This is a genomic window from Rhodoferax bucti (assembly GCF_005876985.1).
In the GTDB taxonomy this organism is placed as follows: Bacteria; Pseudomonadota; Gammaproteobacteria; order Burkholderiales; family Burkholderiaceae_C; genus Allorhodoferax; species Allorhodoferax bucti.
Map to the genome: position 1 here is coordinate 238,857 of NZ_VAHD01000001.1, position 13,981 is coordinate 252,837.

General features: G+C 62.6%; 13 protein-coding genes. 2 read left to right on the plus strand and 11 right to left on the minus strand.

Annotated features, from left to right (window positions below):
• Positions 1-20 precede the first annotated feature (20 nt).
• Together ruvC and FDM28_RS01135 are read left to right on the plus strand one after the other, a co-directional pair.
• Positions 21-569, plus strand: a complete 549-nt coding sequence (gene ruvC / locus FDM28_RS01130; RefSeq protein ID WP_138512209.1) for a crossover junction endodeoxyribonuclease RuvC — start codon at positions 21-23, stop codon at positions 567-569.
• Positions 570-642: 73 nt separating this feature from the next.
• Positions 643-1,356 carry a substrate-binding periplasmic protein gene (locus tag FDM28_RS01135; protein ID WP_170211562.1) on the plus strand — a complete coding sequence of 238 codons (714 nt, stop codon included), beginning with the start codon at positions 643-645 and terminating at the stop codon, positions 1,354-1,356.
• A gap of 6 nt (positions 1,357-1,362) precedes the next feature.
• Here the strand turns inward: FDM28_RS01135 and FDM28_RS01140 are convergent, their stop codons facing one another.
• The 11 genes from FDM28_RS01140 to mraY all read right to left on the minus strand — a co-directional run bounded on the left by FDM28_RS01140 (position 1,363) and on the right by mraY (position 13,971).
• Positions 1,363-1,662: a flagellar basal body protein gene (locus tag FDM28_RS01140; protein WP_138512212.1), complete on the minus strand. Its 300-nt coding sequence runs from the start codon at positions 1,660-1,662 to the stop codon at positions 1,363-1,365.
• Between the two features lie 102 nt (positions 1,663-1,764).
• Entirely contained in the window at positions 1,765-2,688 is a 924-nt protein-coding gene (lpxC, locus tag FDM28_RS01145; RefSeq protein WP_138512214.1) for a UDP-3-O-acyl-N-acetylglucosamine deacetylase, read from the minus strand.
• A 150-nt stretch (positions 2,689-2,838) separates the two neighbouring features.
• Positions 2,839-4,083, minus strand: coding sequence for a cell division protein FtsZ (gene ftsZ, locus FDM28_RS01150; RefSeq protein WP_138512216.1), 1,245 nt, complete (start codon positions 4,081-4,083; stop codon positions 2,839-2,841).
• 118 nt (positions 4,084-4,201) lie between these two features.
• On the minus strand, positions 4,202-5,431 hold the full coding sequence (gene ftsA, locus FDM28_RS01155; protein WP_138512218.1) for a cell division protein FtsA: 1,230 nt from the start codon (positions 5,429-5,431) through the stop codon (positions 4,202-4,204).
• A 23-nt stretch (positions 5,432-5,454) separates the two neighbouring features.
• Complete coding sequence (locus FDM28_RS01160) at positions 5,455-6,231, minus strand: cell division protein FtsQ/DivIB (RefSeq protein ID WP_138512220.1); 777 nt, start codon at positions 6,229-6,231, stop codon at positions 5,455-5,457.
• A 5-nt stretch (positions 6,232-6,236) separates the two neighbouring features.
• Entirely contained in the window at positions 6,237-7,190 is a 954-nt protein-coding gene (locus FDM28_RS01165) for a D-alanine--D-alanine ligase (RefSeq protein ID WP_138512222.1), read from the minus strand.
• Positions 7,187-8,623, minus strand: a complete 1,437-nt coding sequence (gene murC, locus FDM28_RS01170) for a UDP-N-acetylmuramate--L-alanine ligase (RefSeq protein WP_138512224.1) — start codon at positions 8,621-8,623, stop codon at positions 7,187-7,189. The genes FDM28_RS01165 and murC overlap by 4 nt, the downstream gene beginning before the upstream one ends.
• The gene (murG, locus tag FDM28_RS01175; RefSeq protein WP_138512226.1) at positions 8,620-9,684 is read right to left on the minus strand and encodes an undecaprenyldiphospho-muramoylpentapeptide beta-N-acetylglucosaminyltransferase; all 1,065 of its coding nucleotides are present in this window, start codon (positions 9,682-9,684) and stop codon (positions 8,620-8,622) included. The genes murC and murG overlap by 4 nt, the downstream gene beginning before the upstream one ends.
• Complete coding sequence (gene ftsW / locus FDM28_RS01180; protein ID WP_138514179.1) at positions 9,681-10,922, minus strand: putative lipid II flippase FtsW; 1,242 nt, start codon at positions 10,920-10,922, stop codon at positions 9,681-9,683. Before ftsW ends, murG begins: the two co-directional genes overlap by 4 nt.
• A 5-nt stretch (positions 10,923-10,927) precedes the next feature.
• Positions 10,928-12,796, minus strand: coding sequence for a UDP-N-acetylmuramoyl-L-alanine--D-glutamate ligase (gene murD, locus FDM28_RS01185; protein ID WP_138512228.1), 1,869 nt, complete (start codon positions 12,794-12,796; stop codon positions 10,928-10,930).
• Positions 12,793-13,971: a phospho-N-acetylmuramoyl-pentapeptide-transferase gene (gene mraY, locus FDM28_RS01190; RefSeq protein WP_138512230.1), complete on the minus strand. Its 1,179-nt coding sequence runs from the start codon at positions 13,969-13,971 to the stop codon at positions 12,793-12,795. The genes murD and mraY overlap by 4 nt, the downstream gene beginning before the upstream one ends.
• Positions 13,972-13,981 lie beyond the last annotated feature (10 nt).

The following is a 13,981-nucleotide window of genomic DNA, read 5'->3' on the forward strand; positions in this document are numbered from 1 at the left end:
GCAGCTCCTGATTTCATAGCATGCGAATTCTCGGCATTGACCCCGGCCTGCGCACCACCGGCTTCGGCCTAGTGGACGTCATCGGTGCGGATGTGCGCTATGTGGCCAGCGGCACCATTCGCACCGAACACCTCGACACCCGCGCCCTGCCGGCGCGCCTGAAAGTCTTGTTTGACGGGATTGGCGAAGTGGTCGAGCGCTACCAGCCCACCTGCGCCTCGGTGGAAATTGTGTTCGTCAACGTGAACCCCCAGTCCACCTTGCTGCTGGGGCAGGCGCGCGGTGCCTTGGTCACCGCGCTGGTGTGCGCCAATCTGCCGGTGGCCGAGTACACCGCCCTGCAAATGAAGCAAGCCGTCGCCGGCCACGGCCGGGCGCACAAGGACCAGATCCAGGAAATGGTGAAGCGGCTTTTGCACCTGCCGGGGCTGCCCGGCCCGGATGCGGCAGATGCCCTGGGCTTGGCCATCACGCACGCCCACGCCGGAAAGTCCATGGCCTTGTTGGCCGGCGCCAACGGTGTCGGGGGCAATGGAAAAATCCGTTACAGAGACGGCCGGAGCCAATAGAATTTCCCATCGCCACCGGGCTTCCTTACAAATAGCGGTCATGAGACTCTTTTTATCGAGATGTTCGTGTTGGATGGTGTTGGCACTGGGGGCCGTGTCGGCTCCGGCGCAAACCCTGATGGCCTACACCGAGCAATGGCCGCCCTACAACTTTGAAGAAAATGGGGAAGTCAAAGGCATTGCCACCGACATGCTGCGCGCCGCCTGCAGCCTGGCCAAGCTGAGCTGCAGCACCCAACTCGTGCCTTGGGCACGGGCCTTGAAGATCGTGCGCTATACCGAGAACACCATTCTCTACACCACTGCCCGCAAGGCGTCGCGTGAAAAAGATTTTCTGTGGGTGGGCCCCATCCTGCCGCGCAGCACCTGGATTTACACCCGCAGCGCCAACGAAAAGGCCAATGCCTTGGGGCGCGACATTACCCAGCTGCGATTCGGCATCGTGCGGGACGAGGCCTCACAGCAAGACTTGCTCAATGCCGGTGTGCCGGCAACGTCCTTGCTGGAAGACAGCTCCAATGCCACCGTGCTGCGTTTGTTGCTCACCAATGCCGTCGACGCGATGGTGGACACCGAAGTGTCCATGGCCTGGAATTTGAGAGTGGCCGGACTACCCGCGAATACCGTCACCCGGCTGGCCAAGCTCAGCGAAGACGGCGCTTACTACTTCGCGCTCAACCTGAAGACCCATCCCGATATCGTGGCCCGCCTGCAAACGGCGCTGGACAAGCTCCAACGCCAAGGCAAGCTGGAAACCATCATCCACCGTTACGACGCCGTTCCCTGATACCGCTCAGGCTTGGGCGTCGAGCAAGGCGCCGGCCATTTTGTCTTGGGTTTTGAACACCGCCAAATTGGCAATATAGGCGTGCTTGGCCTGCAACTGGGTGACTACGTCCTGCTCCAGTGCATTGCCGGCGGTACTGGCTTCGCGCACGGTGGTGCTGACGCCGCCACCGGCTTGCGCGGTTTGCACAGACTCTTGCCGTTTGAAGCCATCCGTCGCCAGGTTGGCGACGTTGTGCGCGCTCGCATTGAGGCTGTTCTGGGCCGCATTCAGGCCGGACAGCGCAATCGACGATACAGAGTTCATGGCACCTCAGGCAACAACACCGGCACGGCGCCGGTAGGCCCATTATCGGCAGGAGCAGCCCGCAGACAAGGGCAGTCCGGATAAACGGCGTTAGCCCAGGACTTACCAGGCCTTGGCGGGTTGTGCAAAGCCTTGGGGAGCTTGCTTCACGTCCTCAAAGGTGACGATCTCCCAAGCTTCCGGGTGGGCTTGCAGCTCACGCAGCAGCTTGTTGTTCATGGCGTGGCCGGAGCGGCGCGCGCTGTAGGCCGCCAACAAGGGCTTGCCCACGATGTACAGGTCACCAATGGCGTCGAGAATCTTGTGTTTGACGAACTCATCGTCATAGCGCAAGCCATCAGCATTCAGAACCTTGTAGTCGTCCATCACTATGGCGTTGTCCAACCCGCCGCCCAGTGCTAGGCCGTTGGAGCGCATCATTTCCACGTCTTTGGTGAACCCAAAGGTACGCGCCCGCGCAATATCGCGGGAATAGCTGCCGGTGCTGAGGTCAAACTCCACTTTCTGGCCGGTGGAGTCCACGGCAGGATGGTTGAAGTCGATCTCAAAACTCAGCTTATAGCCATGGTAGGGGTCCAGGCGGGCCCATTTTTCATTGGCGCCTTCGCCCTCGCGCACTTCCACCGGGCGGATCAAACGAATGAAACGACGCGGCGCGTTTTGCAACTCGATACCGGCACTCTGGAGCAAAAACACAAAAGAGGCCGCTGAGCCATCCAAAATCGGCACTTCTTCAGCGGTGATGTCCACAAACAGGTTGTCCACTCCGAGGCCGGCGCAGGCCGACATCAGGTGCTCCACGGTGTGAACCTTGGCGTTGCCACAGGACAGGGTGGACGCCAAGCGGGTGTCAGTGACCGACTCGGCAGACACCACGATGTCCGGCGCATTCGGCAAATCGACCCGACGGAAGACGATGCCCGTGTCCGGCGCAGCCGGCCGCAACGTGATCTCGACACGCTGGCCGCTATGCAGGCCCACGCCAACGGCGCGGGTCAGAGACTTGAGAGTTCGTTGTTTCAGCACGGGTCTATTGTAAAAGTAGCGCAAAAAACCTCCGGGCCGCGTGTCTTAGCCAATGAACACAGTGGAACCGGCGAAGCCGGGCCACAGGTGTTGCCCCCTGCAAGGAGGAAAGCGGCCACACGCAGTGGGCAAGCCGGGGTGGGGGCAGTATCAATCCGCCTGTTTGCGCAGGAACGCGGGTATTTCGTAGTCGTCCATACCGCCGCTGGACAAGGCATCCACCTTGGCAGCCGCTTGCGTGCGGTTGGTGCGCCACACGCTAGGGGTCGCCATGCTGCCGTAGTCCGGCTGAGCTACTGCGGCGCCGGCATTCCCCAGCGAGGCAGTTGTGCCCGCAGGGCTGGCCACGCTGTTGAGCGTGGGCACATGGAAAGGCACGTTGTCGGTACCGGTGCGCAGCACTTGCAGCGGAGGCGCGGTGCGACGGGCACCGCCTTGGCGGCTCAAACCGGTAGCGATCACGGTCACGCGGATTTCGTCGCCCAGCTTTTCGTCGTTGGCAGTGCCGTAGATCACATGCGCATCCGGAGAAGCGCAGGCACGGATGGTCTCCATGGCCATCTTGGACTCCTTCAGTTTCAAGGAACCCTTGCACGCGGAGATCAGCACCAGCACGCCCTTGGCGCCGGAGAGGTCCACACCTTCCAGCAGCGGGCAGGCCACGGCTTGTTCCGCAGCAATGCGGGCACGATCCGGCCCGCTAGCAGTGGCCGTACCCATCATGGCTTTACCGGGCTCGCCCATCACGGTGCGCACGTCTTCGAAGTCGGCGTTGATTTCGCCCTTCACGTTGATGATTTCGGCAATGCCGCCCACAGCATTTTTCAGCACGTCGTTGGCGTGGGCAAAGGCTTCGTCCTGGGAGACATCGTCGTCCAGCACTTCCAGCAACTTTTCGTTGAGCACCACGATCAGGGAGTCCACATTGGCTTCCAGCTCGGCCAGACCGGAGTCGGCGTTGCTCATGCGGCGGCCGCCCTCAAAGTCAAACGGCTTGGTGACCACGCCCACCGTCAGGATGCCCATTTCCTTGGCCACCTTGGCAATCACGGGCGCAGCGCCGGTGCCGGTGCCGCCGCCCATGCCGGCGGTGATGAACAACATGTGTGCGCCTTCGATCGCCTGACGAATGTCCGCCTCTGCCTGCACCGCCGCTTCGCGACCCTTGTCGGGCTTGCTACCGGCACCCAGGCCAGTTCCGCCGAGCTGGATGGTTTTGTGGGCCGAGCTGCGGGAGAGCGCTTGCGCATCGGTGTTGGCGCAGATGAACTCCACACCACCGACCGAGGTGGTGATCATGTGCTCCACGGCGTTGCCGCCGCCACCGCCCACGCCGATGACCTTGATTTGGGTGCCTTGGTTGAATGCTTCTTCTTCGATCATTTCGATGGCCATGTTGTTACTCCTGAAAAACTATTTGAATGAATATCTGAAAACTGGGTAAAGGGGTTGGGGTCGGTGTTCATTTATGAAGGCGGACTCCCCCGTGCGAGCCAAAGTCTGTGCTTCATGGTTAAAAATTCCCCACGAACCAGTCCTTGACGGAGCTGAATGCAGATTTCATGGTGCCGGACTTCTGCGCAACCTTGTAGCCGCGCATGCGGGCGATACGGGCTTCTTCGAGCAGGCCCATGACGGTGGCGGCACGGGGCTGCGCCACCATGTCGGCCAAAGCACTGTTGTATTTGGGGATGCCGCGGCGCACAGGCTTCAAAAAGATGTCTTCACCCAACTCCACCATGCCGGGCATGATGCAGCTGCCGCCGGTGAGCACGATGCCGCTGGAGAGCACTTCCTCGCACCCGGATTCGCGGATGACCTGGTTCACCAGGGAGAAGATTTCTTCCACGCGGGGCTCAATGACACCAGCCAGGGCCTGGCGGCTCAGCATGCGGGGACCACGGTCACCCAAACCAGGCACCTCGACCTGCGTCTCGGGGTCCACCAGCAGTTGCTTGGCGTGACCACTCTCCACCTTGATGTCTTCGGCGTCCTTGGTCGGCGTGCGCAGGGCCATGGCGATGTCGCTGGTGATCAGGTCACCGGCGATCGGGATCACGGCGGTGTGGCGGATGGCGCCGTTGGTGAAGATGGCCACATCGGTGGTGCCGGCGCCAATGTCTACCAGCGCCACGCCGAGCTCACGTTCGTCTTCGGTCAGCACGCTGAGGCTGCTGGCCAGCGGGTTGAGCATCAGCTGCTCCACTTCCAGACCGCAACGGCGCACGCATTTGATGATGTTTTCCGCTGCGCTTTGAGCACCGGTCACGATGTGCACCTTGGCCTCGAGGCGGATACCGCTCATGCCGATAGGCTCTTTCACATCCTGGCCGTCGATGATGAACTCCTGCGGCTCCACCAGCAGCAGACGCTGGTCGGTACTGATGTTGATGGCCTTGGCCGTTTCCACCACGCGGGCCACATCGGCCTGGGTCACCTCACGGTCTTTCACCGCCACCATGCCGCTGCTGTTGATGCCGCGGATGTGGCTGCCGGTGATGCCGGTGTACACGCGGGTGATCTTGCAGTCCGCCATCAGCTCGGCCTCTTTCAGGGCTTGCTGGATGCTGGCCACGGTGGCATCGATGTTGACCACCACGCCGCGCTTCAGGCCATTGCTCGGCGCCACGCCGAAACCGGCCAGCTTGAGCTCGCCACCGGGCATGACCTCCGCCACCACGGCCATTACCTTGGCAGTGCCGATGTCCAGCCCGACGACAAGATCTTTGTATTCTTTAGCCATAAGTAGTACCTGCTTCTTTTCCGCTATTTCTTGGTGCTGTCAGGTGCCAGCGTGGTCACGCCGCGCAGCTTGACTGCATATCCGTTGACATGCCGCAAATCCGCCGACTCCACCGAGCTCGCCGCCCGGCCGTATCGCGAGGTCACTTGCGTCAGCGTCCTCAAAAACCGTTGAAGCCGCTCGGTGACTTCTTCCGGCGATCCCCGACCCAGCTCGATCACGGCACCGCCGTCCAACCGTGCGCGCCAGCTGCCACGCCCCGACAAATCCAGCTGCTCCAGGGGCAACTCCACCGCGGTCAACAAAGGCGCCAGGGTCCGGTACATCGTCAGCACCTCACCGCTTTGGCCATCGGGTCCGCTGAGCTTGGGCAGCACGTCTTGCTCTACCTCGCCCACGTTGGCCTCAAAGACTTCGCCATAGCTGTTGAGCAAACGCAGCTCTGCATCTGCGCCCCAATACGCCACGGCCACGTGCTCCTGCAAATCCACCCGCAGGCGGTTGGGAAACTCGCGCCGCACCACCGCATGCCGCACCCAGGGCACCGCCTCGAAGGCCGAGCGCACACGCGCCAGGTCGACCGAGAAAAAGGTGCCATTCAGGCCCGGCGCCACGTTGGCCCGCAGGGTCAGCGGGCTGTTGTGGTTCATGTCGCCCGTCACCGTGATGCCCTGAATCGCAAACACCGGCAAGCGACCCAACCAGCGACCACCCGTCACCACCGAAAGGGCGACAAACGCCATGAACAGGAGCACAGCGGTCCCGTTCATGAGCTTGACGTCCAAGGGGGTGGCGGGCATGGCGTTCACGCGTCGGCCTTCCCGTCTGTGGCGGTGCTTTGCAGCAGGCGCACACACAATTCTTCGTAGCTGATGCCCGCCGCACGGGCAGACATGGGCACCAGCGAATGGCCGGTCATACCCGGTGAGGTGTTGATTTCCAGCAGGTAGGGCGTGCGGGTTTGGGCGTCGATCATCACGTCAGCCCGGGCCCAGCCGCGGCAGCCCAGCACCTGGTAGGCCTTGCACACCAGCGCCTGGATAGCCTCCTCTTCGCCTGCAGGCAAACCGGCGGGCACCAGGTATTGGGTGGTGTCGGTGAAGTATTTGTTCTGGTAGTCGTAGTTGCCTTCAGGCGCCACGATGCGGATCACCGGCAGCGCCTCGGGTGCAGAGCTCGGCCCCCACACCGGGCAGGTGACTTCGTCACCCGCAATGAACTGCTCGCACAGCACATGGCTGTCGTGCTGCGAGGCCAGCGCATAAGCGGCATCGCATTGGTCGGCCGTCATCACCTTGGTGAAGCCGATGCTGGAGCCTTCGCGTGCAGGCTTCACGATCATGGGCGCGCCCAGCGCCGCAAACGCAGCGCGGGTTTCGGCAGCACTCTTGACCTGCTGCCATGCGGGGGTGGACAAGCCTTCAAAGCGCCAGATGCGCTTGGTCATGACCTTGTCCATGGAAATGCTGGAGGCCATCACGCCGGAGCCGGTGTAGGGGATGCCCAGCAACTCAAGTGCGCCCTGCACGGTGCCGTCTTCGCCGAAGCGACCGTGCAGCGCGATGAAGCAGCGATCAAAGCCTTCACGCTTGAGTTCATCCAGCGCACGTTCAGAAGGGTCGAAGGCATGGGCGTCCACGCCTTGCGAACGCAGTGCCTTGAGCACGCCACTTCCCGACATCAGCGACACCTCGCGCTCTGCCGAGGCGCCGCCCATCAGCACAGCCACCTTCCCGAGATTCAAATTATTTTGGCTCATAGCGCCCGTCCCTGCTGCGCGAGCAGCTCCTGATTTTGTAGCAATTCAACAATTTTTCCGGGCACGGCGCCAATCGATCCGGCACCCATGCACATCAGCACATCGCCGTCGCGCGCGTTGTCGATGGCGGCTTGAGGCATAGCGGCGATGTCGTCCACAAACAGAGGCTCCACCTTGCCGCCAATGCGCAAAGCGCGGGCGAGGGAGCGGCCGTCTGCCGCCACGATGGGGGCTTCGCCAGCGGCATACACCTCGGCCAGCAGCACCGCATCGGCACCGGCGCCGATGACTTTCACAAAGTCTTCAAAGCAATCCCGTGTGCGGGTGTAGCGGTGCGGTTGGAAGGCCAAGACCAAACGCCGCCCGGGGAAGGCGCCGCGTGCGGCTGCCAGCGTGGCAGCCATCTCGACAGGGTGGTGACCGTAGTCATCAATCACCGTGACCGTGCCGCCTTGCGGCAAGGCCAGATCGCCATAACGCTGGAAGCGGCGGCCCACACCCTTGAACTCGGCCAGCGCCTTGACGACGGCCGCATCCGGAATGTTCAGCTCCACGGCTACCGCAATCGCCGACAGCGCGTTGAGCACGTTATGCAGACCCGGCAGGTTCAGCACCACCTCCAAATCGGGCAGCACCACTCCGTTGCGGCGTTGCACGGTGAAGTGCATCTGGCCGCCCACGGCACGCACATCTACCGCGCGCACTTCGGCGCCTTCGTTGAAGCCGTAGCTGGTGATCGGGCAGGTCACTTGCTCACAAATTTCACGCACAGCCGGATCGTCCGTGCACAGAATGGCGGCGCCATAGAAAGGCATGCGGTGCAGGAAGTCGACAAACGCTTTCTTCAGCTTGCCGAAATCGTGCCCGTAGGTTTCCATGTGATCGGCGTCGATGTTGGTCACCACCGCCATCACGGGCAGCAGGTTCAAGAAGGACGCGTCCGACTCATCTGCCTCGACCACGATGTGGTCGCCACTGCCCAGACGCGCATTCGCGCCGGCGCTATTGAGGCGGCCACCGATCACAAAGGTGGGGTCCAAGCCAGCCTCGGCCAACACGCTGGCCACCAGGCTGGTGGTCGTGGTTTTGCCATGGGTACCAGCGATCGCAATGCCCTGCTTGAGGCGCATGAGTTCGGCCAGCATCAACGCGCGCGGCACGATGGGGATCTTCATCTCGCGGGCGCGGATGACTTCGGGGTTGTCCGACTGCACTGCGGTGGAGGTGACCACGGCGTCCGCACCGGTCACGTTCTCGGCCGCATGGCCCACGTAGGTTTGGATGCCCAAGGCGGCCAAACGACGGGTTGTGGCATTGTCAGCCAAGTCAGAGCCCGAGATCTCGTAACCGAGGTTGCTCAGCACTTCGGCAATGCCGGACATGCCGGAACCGCCCACGCCGACGAAATGAATGTGTTTGACTGCGTGCTTCATTTCGCAAGCTCCTCGCAGGCGGCCACCACGGCTTCGGTGGCGTGTAGTTGTTGCATCTTTTTGGCTCCCAGCGCCCGCTGCATCAGCGCGGGCCGCTCTGTTTTCAATAGCATCTCTGCCAGCGCTTCGGGGGTCAGGGTGGCTTGCGGCAAGAGCCAGCCACCGCCCTGATCGACCAGAAAGCGGGCATTGAAGGTCTGGTGGTCATCCACCGCCGCAGGAAACGGCACAAACGCCGCCGCGGCACCTACGGCGGCCAACTCGGTCACCGTGCTGGCACCTGCGCGGCAAATGACCAAGTCCGCATCGGCAAAAGCCTGCGCGGTGTTGTCAATGAATGGGGTGAGCGTGGCCTGTACGCCGGCAGCGGCATAGTTGGCGCGCAACTCGTCAATCTGTTTTTCGCCGGCCTGGTGCGTCACCACGGGGCGCTGGGCTTCGGGAATCAGCGCCAGGGCTTGGGGCACCACGGTGTTGAGTGCGCGTGCGCCCAAGCTGCCGCCCACCACCAGCACCTTGAGCGGGCCGCTGCGGCCGGCAAAGCGTTCGTCGGGCGCTGGCAGGTTCAGGAATTCGGCGCGCAAGGGGTTGCCCACCCATTCCGCCTTGGGCATGACTTTCGGGAAGGCCGCAAACACGCGGTCGGCCACACCGGCCAGCACCTTGTTGGCCATGCCGGCTACCGAGTTCTGCTCATGCAGCACCAAAGGCTTGCCGCAGAGCACGCCCATCATGCCGCCGGGGAAGGTGATGTAACCCCCCAGGCCCACCAGCACGTCAGGTTTCACGCGGCGCACCACTTGCAGGCTTTGCCAGAAGGCGCGCAGCAGTTTGAACGGCAGCAGCGCCAGTGTCTTGATGCCCTTGCCGCGCACGCCACCAAACTCCACCAGCTCCAGCGGAATGCCGCGAGTCGGCACGATGCGGCTTTCCATGCTGCCCGGGGCGCCCAGCCAGTGCACGCGCCAGCCTTTGTCCCGCAGGGCTTGGGCTACGGCCAGCCCCGGGAAGATGTGGCCCCCCGTACCGCCGGCCATGATGAGAGCGACTTTTTGCGTCATACCCGCCCCCCATGCATCAACTGGCGGTTCTCGTAGTCCACACGCAAGACCACCGCGATGGCGACGAGATTGATCAGGATGGCGGAGCCGCCATAGCTCATGAGTGGCAGGGTCAGGCCTTTGGTGGGCAATGCACCCAAATTCACGCCCATGTTGATGAAGGCCTGAAAGCCCATCCACACGCCCACACCTTGGGCCACCAGACCGGCAAAGACGCGGTCCAGCGCAATGGCCTGGCGGCCGATGTGCATGATGCGGCGTGTCATCCACAAAAACAGTCCGATCACGGCGATCACGCCGACCAGACCGAACTCCTCACCAATCACCGCGAGCAAAAAGTCGGTATGCGCTTCGGGCAGCCAGTGCAGTTTTTCCACGCTACCGCCCAGTCCAACGCCAAAGATTTCACCCCGGCCGATGGCAATCAAGGAGTGCGAGAGCTGGTAGCCCTTGCCCATGGAGTACTTGTCGTTCCAGGGGTCCAGATACGCAAAGATGCGCTCACGGCGCCATTCCGAGAAAGCGATCATCAGCCCGAAGGCCACCACGATCACCGCCGCAATCAGGAAGAACATGCGGGCGTTCACGCCGCCCAAAAACAAAATGCCCATGGCGATCACGGCAATCACCATGAAGGCGCCCATGTCTGGCTCCGCCAGCAACAACAAGCCGATGACTGCCACGGCCACCGCCATGGGTGCCACGGCGCGGAAGAAGTGCTCTTTCACCTCCATCTTGCGGACCATGTAGTCGGACGCGTAGAGCAACACGGCAAACTTGGCCAGCTCGGAAGGCTGGAAGTTCATCACGCCCAGCGAGATCCAGCGCTTGGCGCCGTTCACACCGCGGCCAACGCCGAGCACCAGAATCAGCAACACCAGCGAAGCCACAAACAACCAGGGCGCCAAGCGCTCCCAGGTCTGCACGGGAATCTGGAATGCAATCAGCGCCGCCACAAAGGCCACCACCATGGACATGGCATGGCGGATCACGAAATGGGTGTGGCTGTAAAAAGTGAACTTGGGGTTGTCGGGCATCGCAATCGATGCGGAATACACCATCACCAGGCCCCAGAGCAGCAAGGCCACGGTGACCCAGACCAGCGGCTGATCGAAGCCCTTGACCTGCGCCGGGGTCGTGCTGGCCGAGAACGAGCCCCGCCCGCCCAAGCGCACCGGCAGCGCGCCGGCCGCCTCGGCTTCCTTGGGTGCAAACCACCCGGCAAGGGCGCGGGGCATGAACTTCATGGAAGTTGCTCCAGTTCCGTGCCGCTGGAGAGCGCCAGCTCTTTCACCGCGTCACAAAACACCTGCGCGCGGTGCTCGTAGTTCTTGAACATGTCGAAGCTGGCGCAGGCGGGGGACATCAGCACCGCATCGCCCGCGTGGGCTTTGGCGTTGGCCAGCGTCACGGCTGCGGCCATGCTGTCGGCATCCACCAAAGGAATGCCGGTGTGCTCCAGGGCCGCGCGGATCAGCGGGGCGTCCCGCCCGATCAGCACCACGGCCCGCACATAGCGCTCCACCGGTGCGGCCAAGGGGGCAAAGTCCTGCCCCTTGCCCTCGCCGCCCAGGATGACCACGATGCGGCGGTCCGCGCCCAAGCCCTGCAAAGCAGCCACGGTGGCGCCCACATTGGTGCCCTTGCTGTCGTCAAAGAACTCCACGTCATTGAGGATGCCGATGGGCTCCACGCGGTGCGGCTCGCCACGGTACTCGCGCAGGCCATACAAGATAGGCGCCAGCGCACAGCCGGCGGAAGCGCACAGGGCCAAAGCCGCCAGAGCGTTGCTCGCGTTGTGGCGCCCACGGATGCGCAGGGCGTCAGCAGGCATCAGGCGCTGGATGTGGATTTCTTCCTCTTCGTCCTTGCGGCGCTTGCGGGTTTCGTCAGCTTCCAGCGCGCGCACCAGCCAGACCATACCGTTGACTTCCTCAATACCGAAGTCGCCGGGGCGTTGGGGCATGTCGGTGCCGAAGGAGATGTAGGCACGCTCTTGCGGTTTTTGCAGGCGCACACGCACCGGCTCCGGGCGCATGGCCATGACGGTAGCGTCTTCGCGGTTGAGCACCATCATGCCGCGCTGGCCAAAGATACGGGCCTTGGCACCGGCGTAGGCTTGCATGCTGCCGTGCCAGTCAAGATGGTCTTGCGTGACGTTGAGCACCACAGCAGCGGTCGGCTCGAAGCTGCCGGCCGCATCCAGCTGGAAGCTGGAAAGCTCTAGCACCCAGACTTCCGGCAAGGTATCCGCCTCGAGGTGCTGTGTCAGCGTGTCGAGCAGCGTGGGGCCGATGTTGCCGGCCACCGCAACGGTTTTGCCCGCATGGGCAATCAGTTGGCCCGTCAGCGAGGTGACGGTGGTTTTGCCATTGGTGCCCGTGATTGCGAGCACCGCAGGCTGGTAGCCCCGTACCGTGCGCAGCGCATCCAGCGCCATGGAATACAAGCTTAATTCGCCTCCAGCGCTCACACCGCTTGCGCGAGCAGCTATCAAAACAGGAGCAATCTCCTCAGGACTCAGCCCGGGTGACCGGTACACTCCGTGCAGTGCTTGGCCCTCGACCAGACTTGCGGCAAATGCGCCAGCAACAAAACGCACCTGCGGAAGCTCCCGCTGCAATACGGCCAGCTGGGGTGGCGCTTCGCGGGTATCAGCAACGGTGACCTGGGCAGCACCTGTCAACACGCACCAGCGTGCCATCGCCAGGCCGGAAGCACCCAGCCCGAGAATCAATACGTTCTGGCCGGCCAAAGGAGCAAATACCTGCTCGGCCGCAGGCGCCTCCTCGGCTACCGTGTTGTCTTCCGCGACCGCTTGAGCAGCTTCCACCACCACGGCCTCGGCAGCCTCCGTTTTTTCCGCTTGGGTTTCCGCAAAAATGCGGGCCACAAATGCTGCGGCCTCCTGGGCGGCAGTCAGCGTAGTGGGCAGCGCCTTGGCAGCAGCCGGAGCACCAGCTCCCCCCTCGCCTGCGGTTGCAGGCACGGCATCCACGGCCGGCACCCCTGGCTGAACCTCGTCCGCCAAGGAGGCGTGTTGCACCACACCGGCGTCATCGGCCGGTGTCTGCAGGGGTTCTGGCGGGAGGTGCTGCTCGGGGGTGTTCATCGCAATTTCAGGGTGGACAGGCCAACCAAGCACAGCAACATGGTGATGATCCAGAAGCGGACCACGACTTGGGTTTCTTTCCAACCGGACTTTTCAAAGTGGTGGTGCAGCGGTGCCATCTTGAGCAGGCGGCGGCCTTGGCCGTATTTCTTTTTGGTGTACTTGAACCAAGTGACCTGCAACATGACCGAGAGGGCCTCGGCCACAAAAATGCCGCCCATGATGGCCAACACGATTTCCTGGCGCACGATCACGGCGATGGTGCCCAAAGCACCACCCAAGGCCAGTGCACCCACGTCACCCATGAAGACCTGTGCCGGATGGGTGTTGAACCACAAGAAGGCCAGCCCCGCACCGGCCATGGCGGAGCAGAAAATCAACAACTCGCCAGAGCCGGGGATATAGGGGAAGAACAGGTACTTGGAGAACACCGAACTGCCGGTCACATAGGCAAACACGCCCAGCGCGGAACCCACCATCACCACCGGCATGATGGCCAGGCCATCCAAACCATCGGTCAGGTTCACCGCATTGCTGGAGCCCACAATCACCAGGTAGGTCATGACCACAAAGCCCAACACCCCCAGGGGGTAGCTCACTTCTTTGATGAAGGGCAGCAACAGACCAGCTTTGGGCGGCAGGTTCACATCAAACCCCGAGCGCACCCAGTTGAAGAACAGCTCCAGCACCCGCAGGTTGGAACTCTCGGAAATGCTGAACACCAGGTACAGCGCAGCCAGCAGGCCGATGAGGCTTTGCCAGAAATACTTTTCGCGCGAGCGCATGCCCTCGGGGTCTTTGTGCACCACCTTGCGCCAATCATCCGCCCAGCCGATAGCGCCGAAGCCCAAGGTCACGATGAGCACGATCCAGACGAAGCGGTTGGACAGGTCGGCCCACAACAACGTGGAGGCGGCAATGCACAAGAGGATCAGCACGCCGCCCATGGTGGGCGTGCCGCTTTTGGCCAAATGGGTTTCCATGCCGTAGCCGCGAATGGGCTGACCGATCTTGAGGGCACGCAAACGGCGAATCACCGCGGGCCCCGCGACCAAGCCGATCAGCAAGGCCGTCAGTGCCGCCATCACCGCACGGAAGGTGAGGTACTGGAATACGCGAAACACCCCGAACTCGGGGGACAAACTTTGCAGCCATTGGGCCAGGCTTAGCAGCATGAAAACTCTC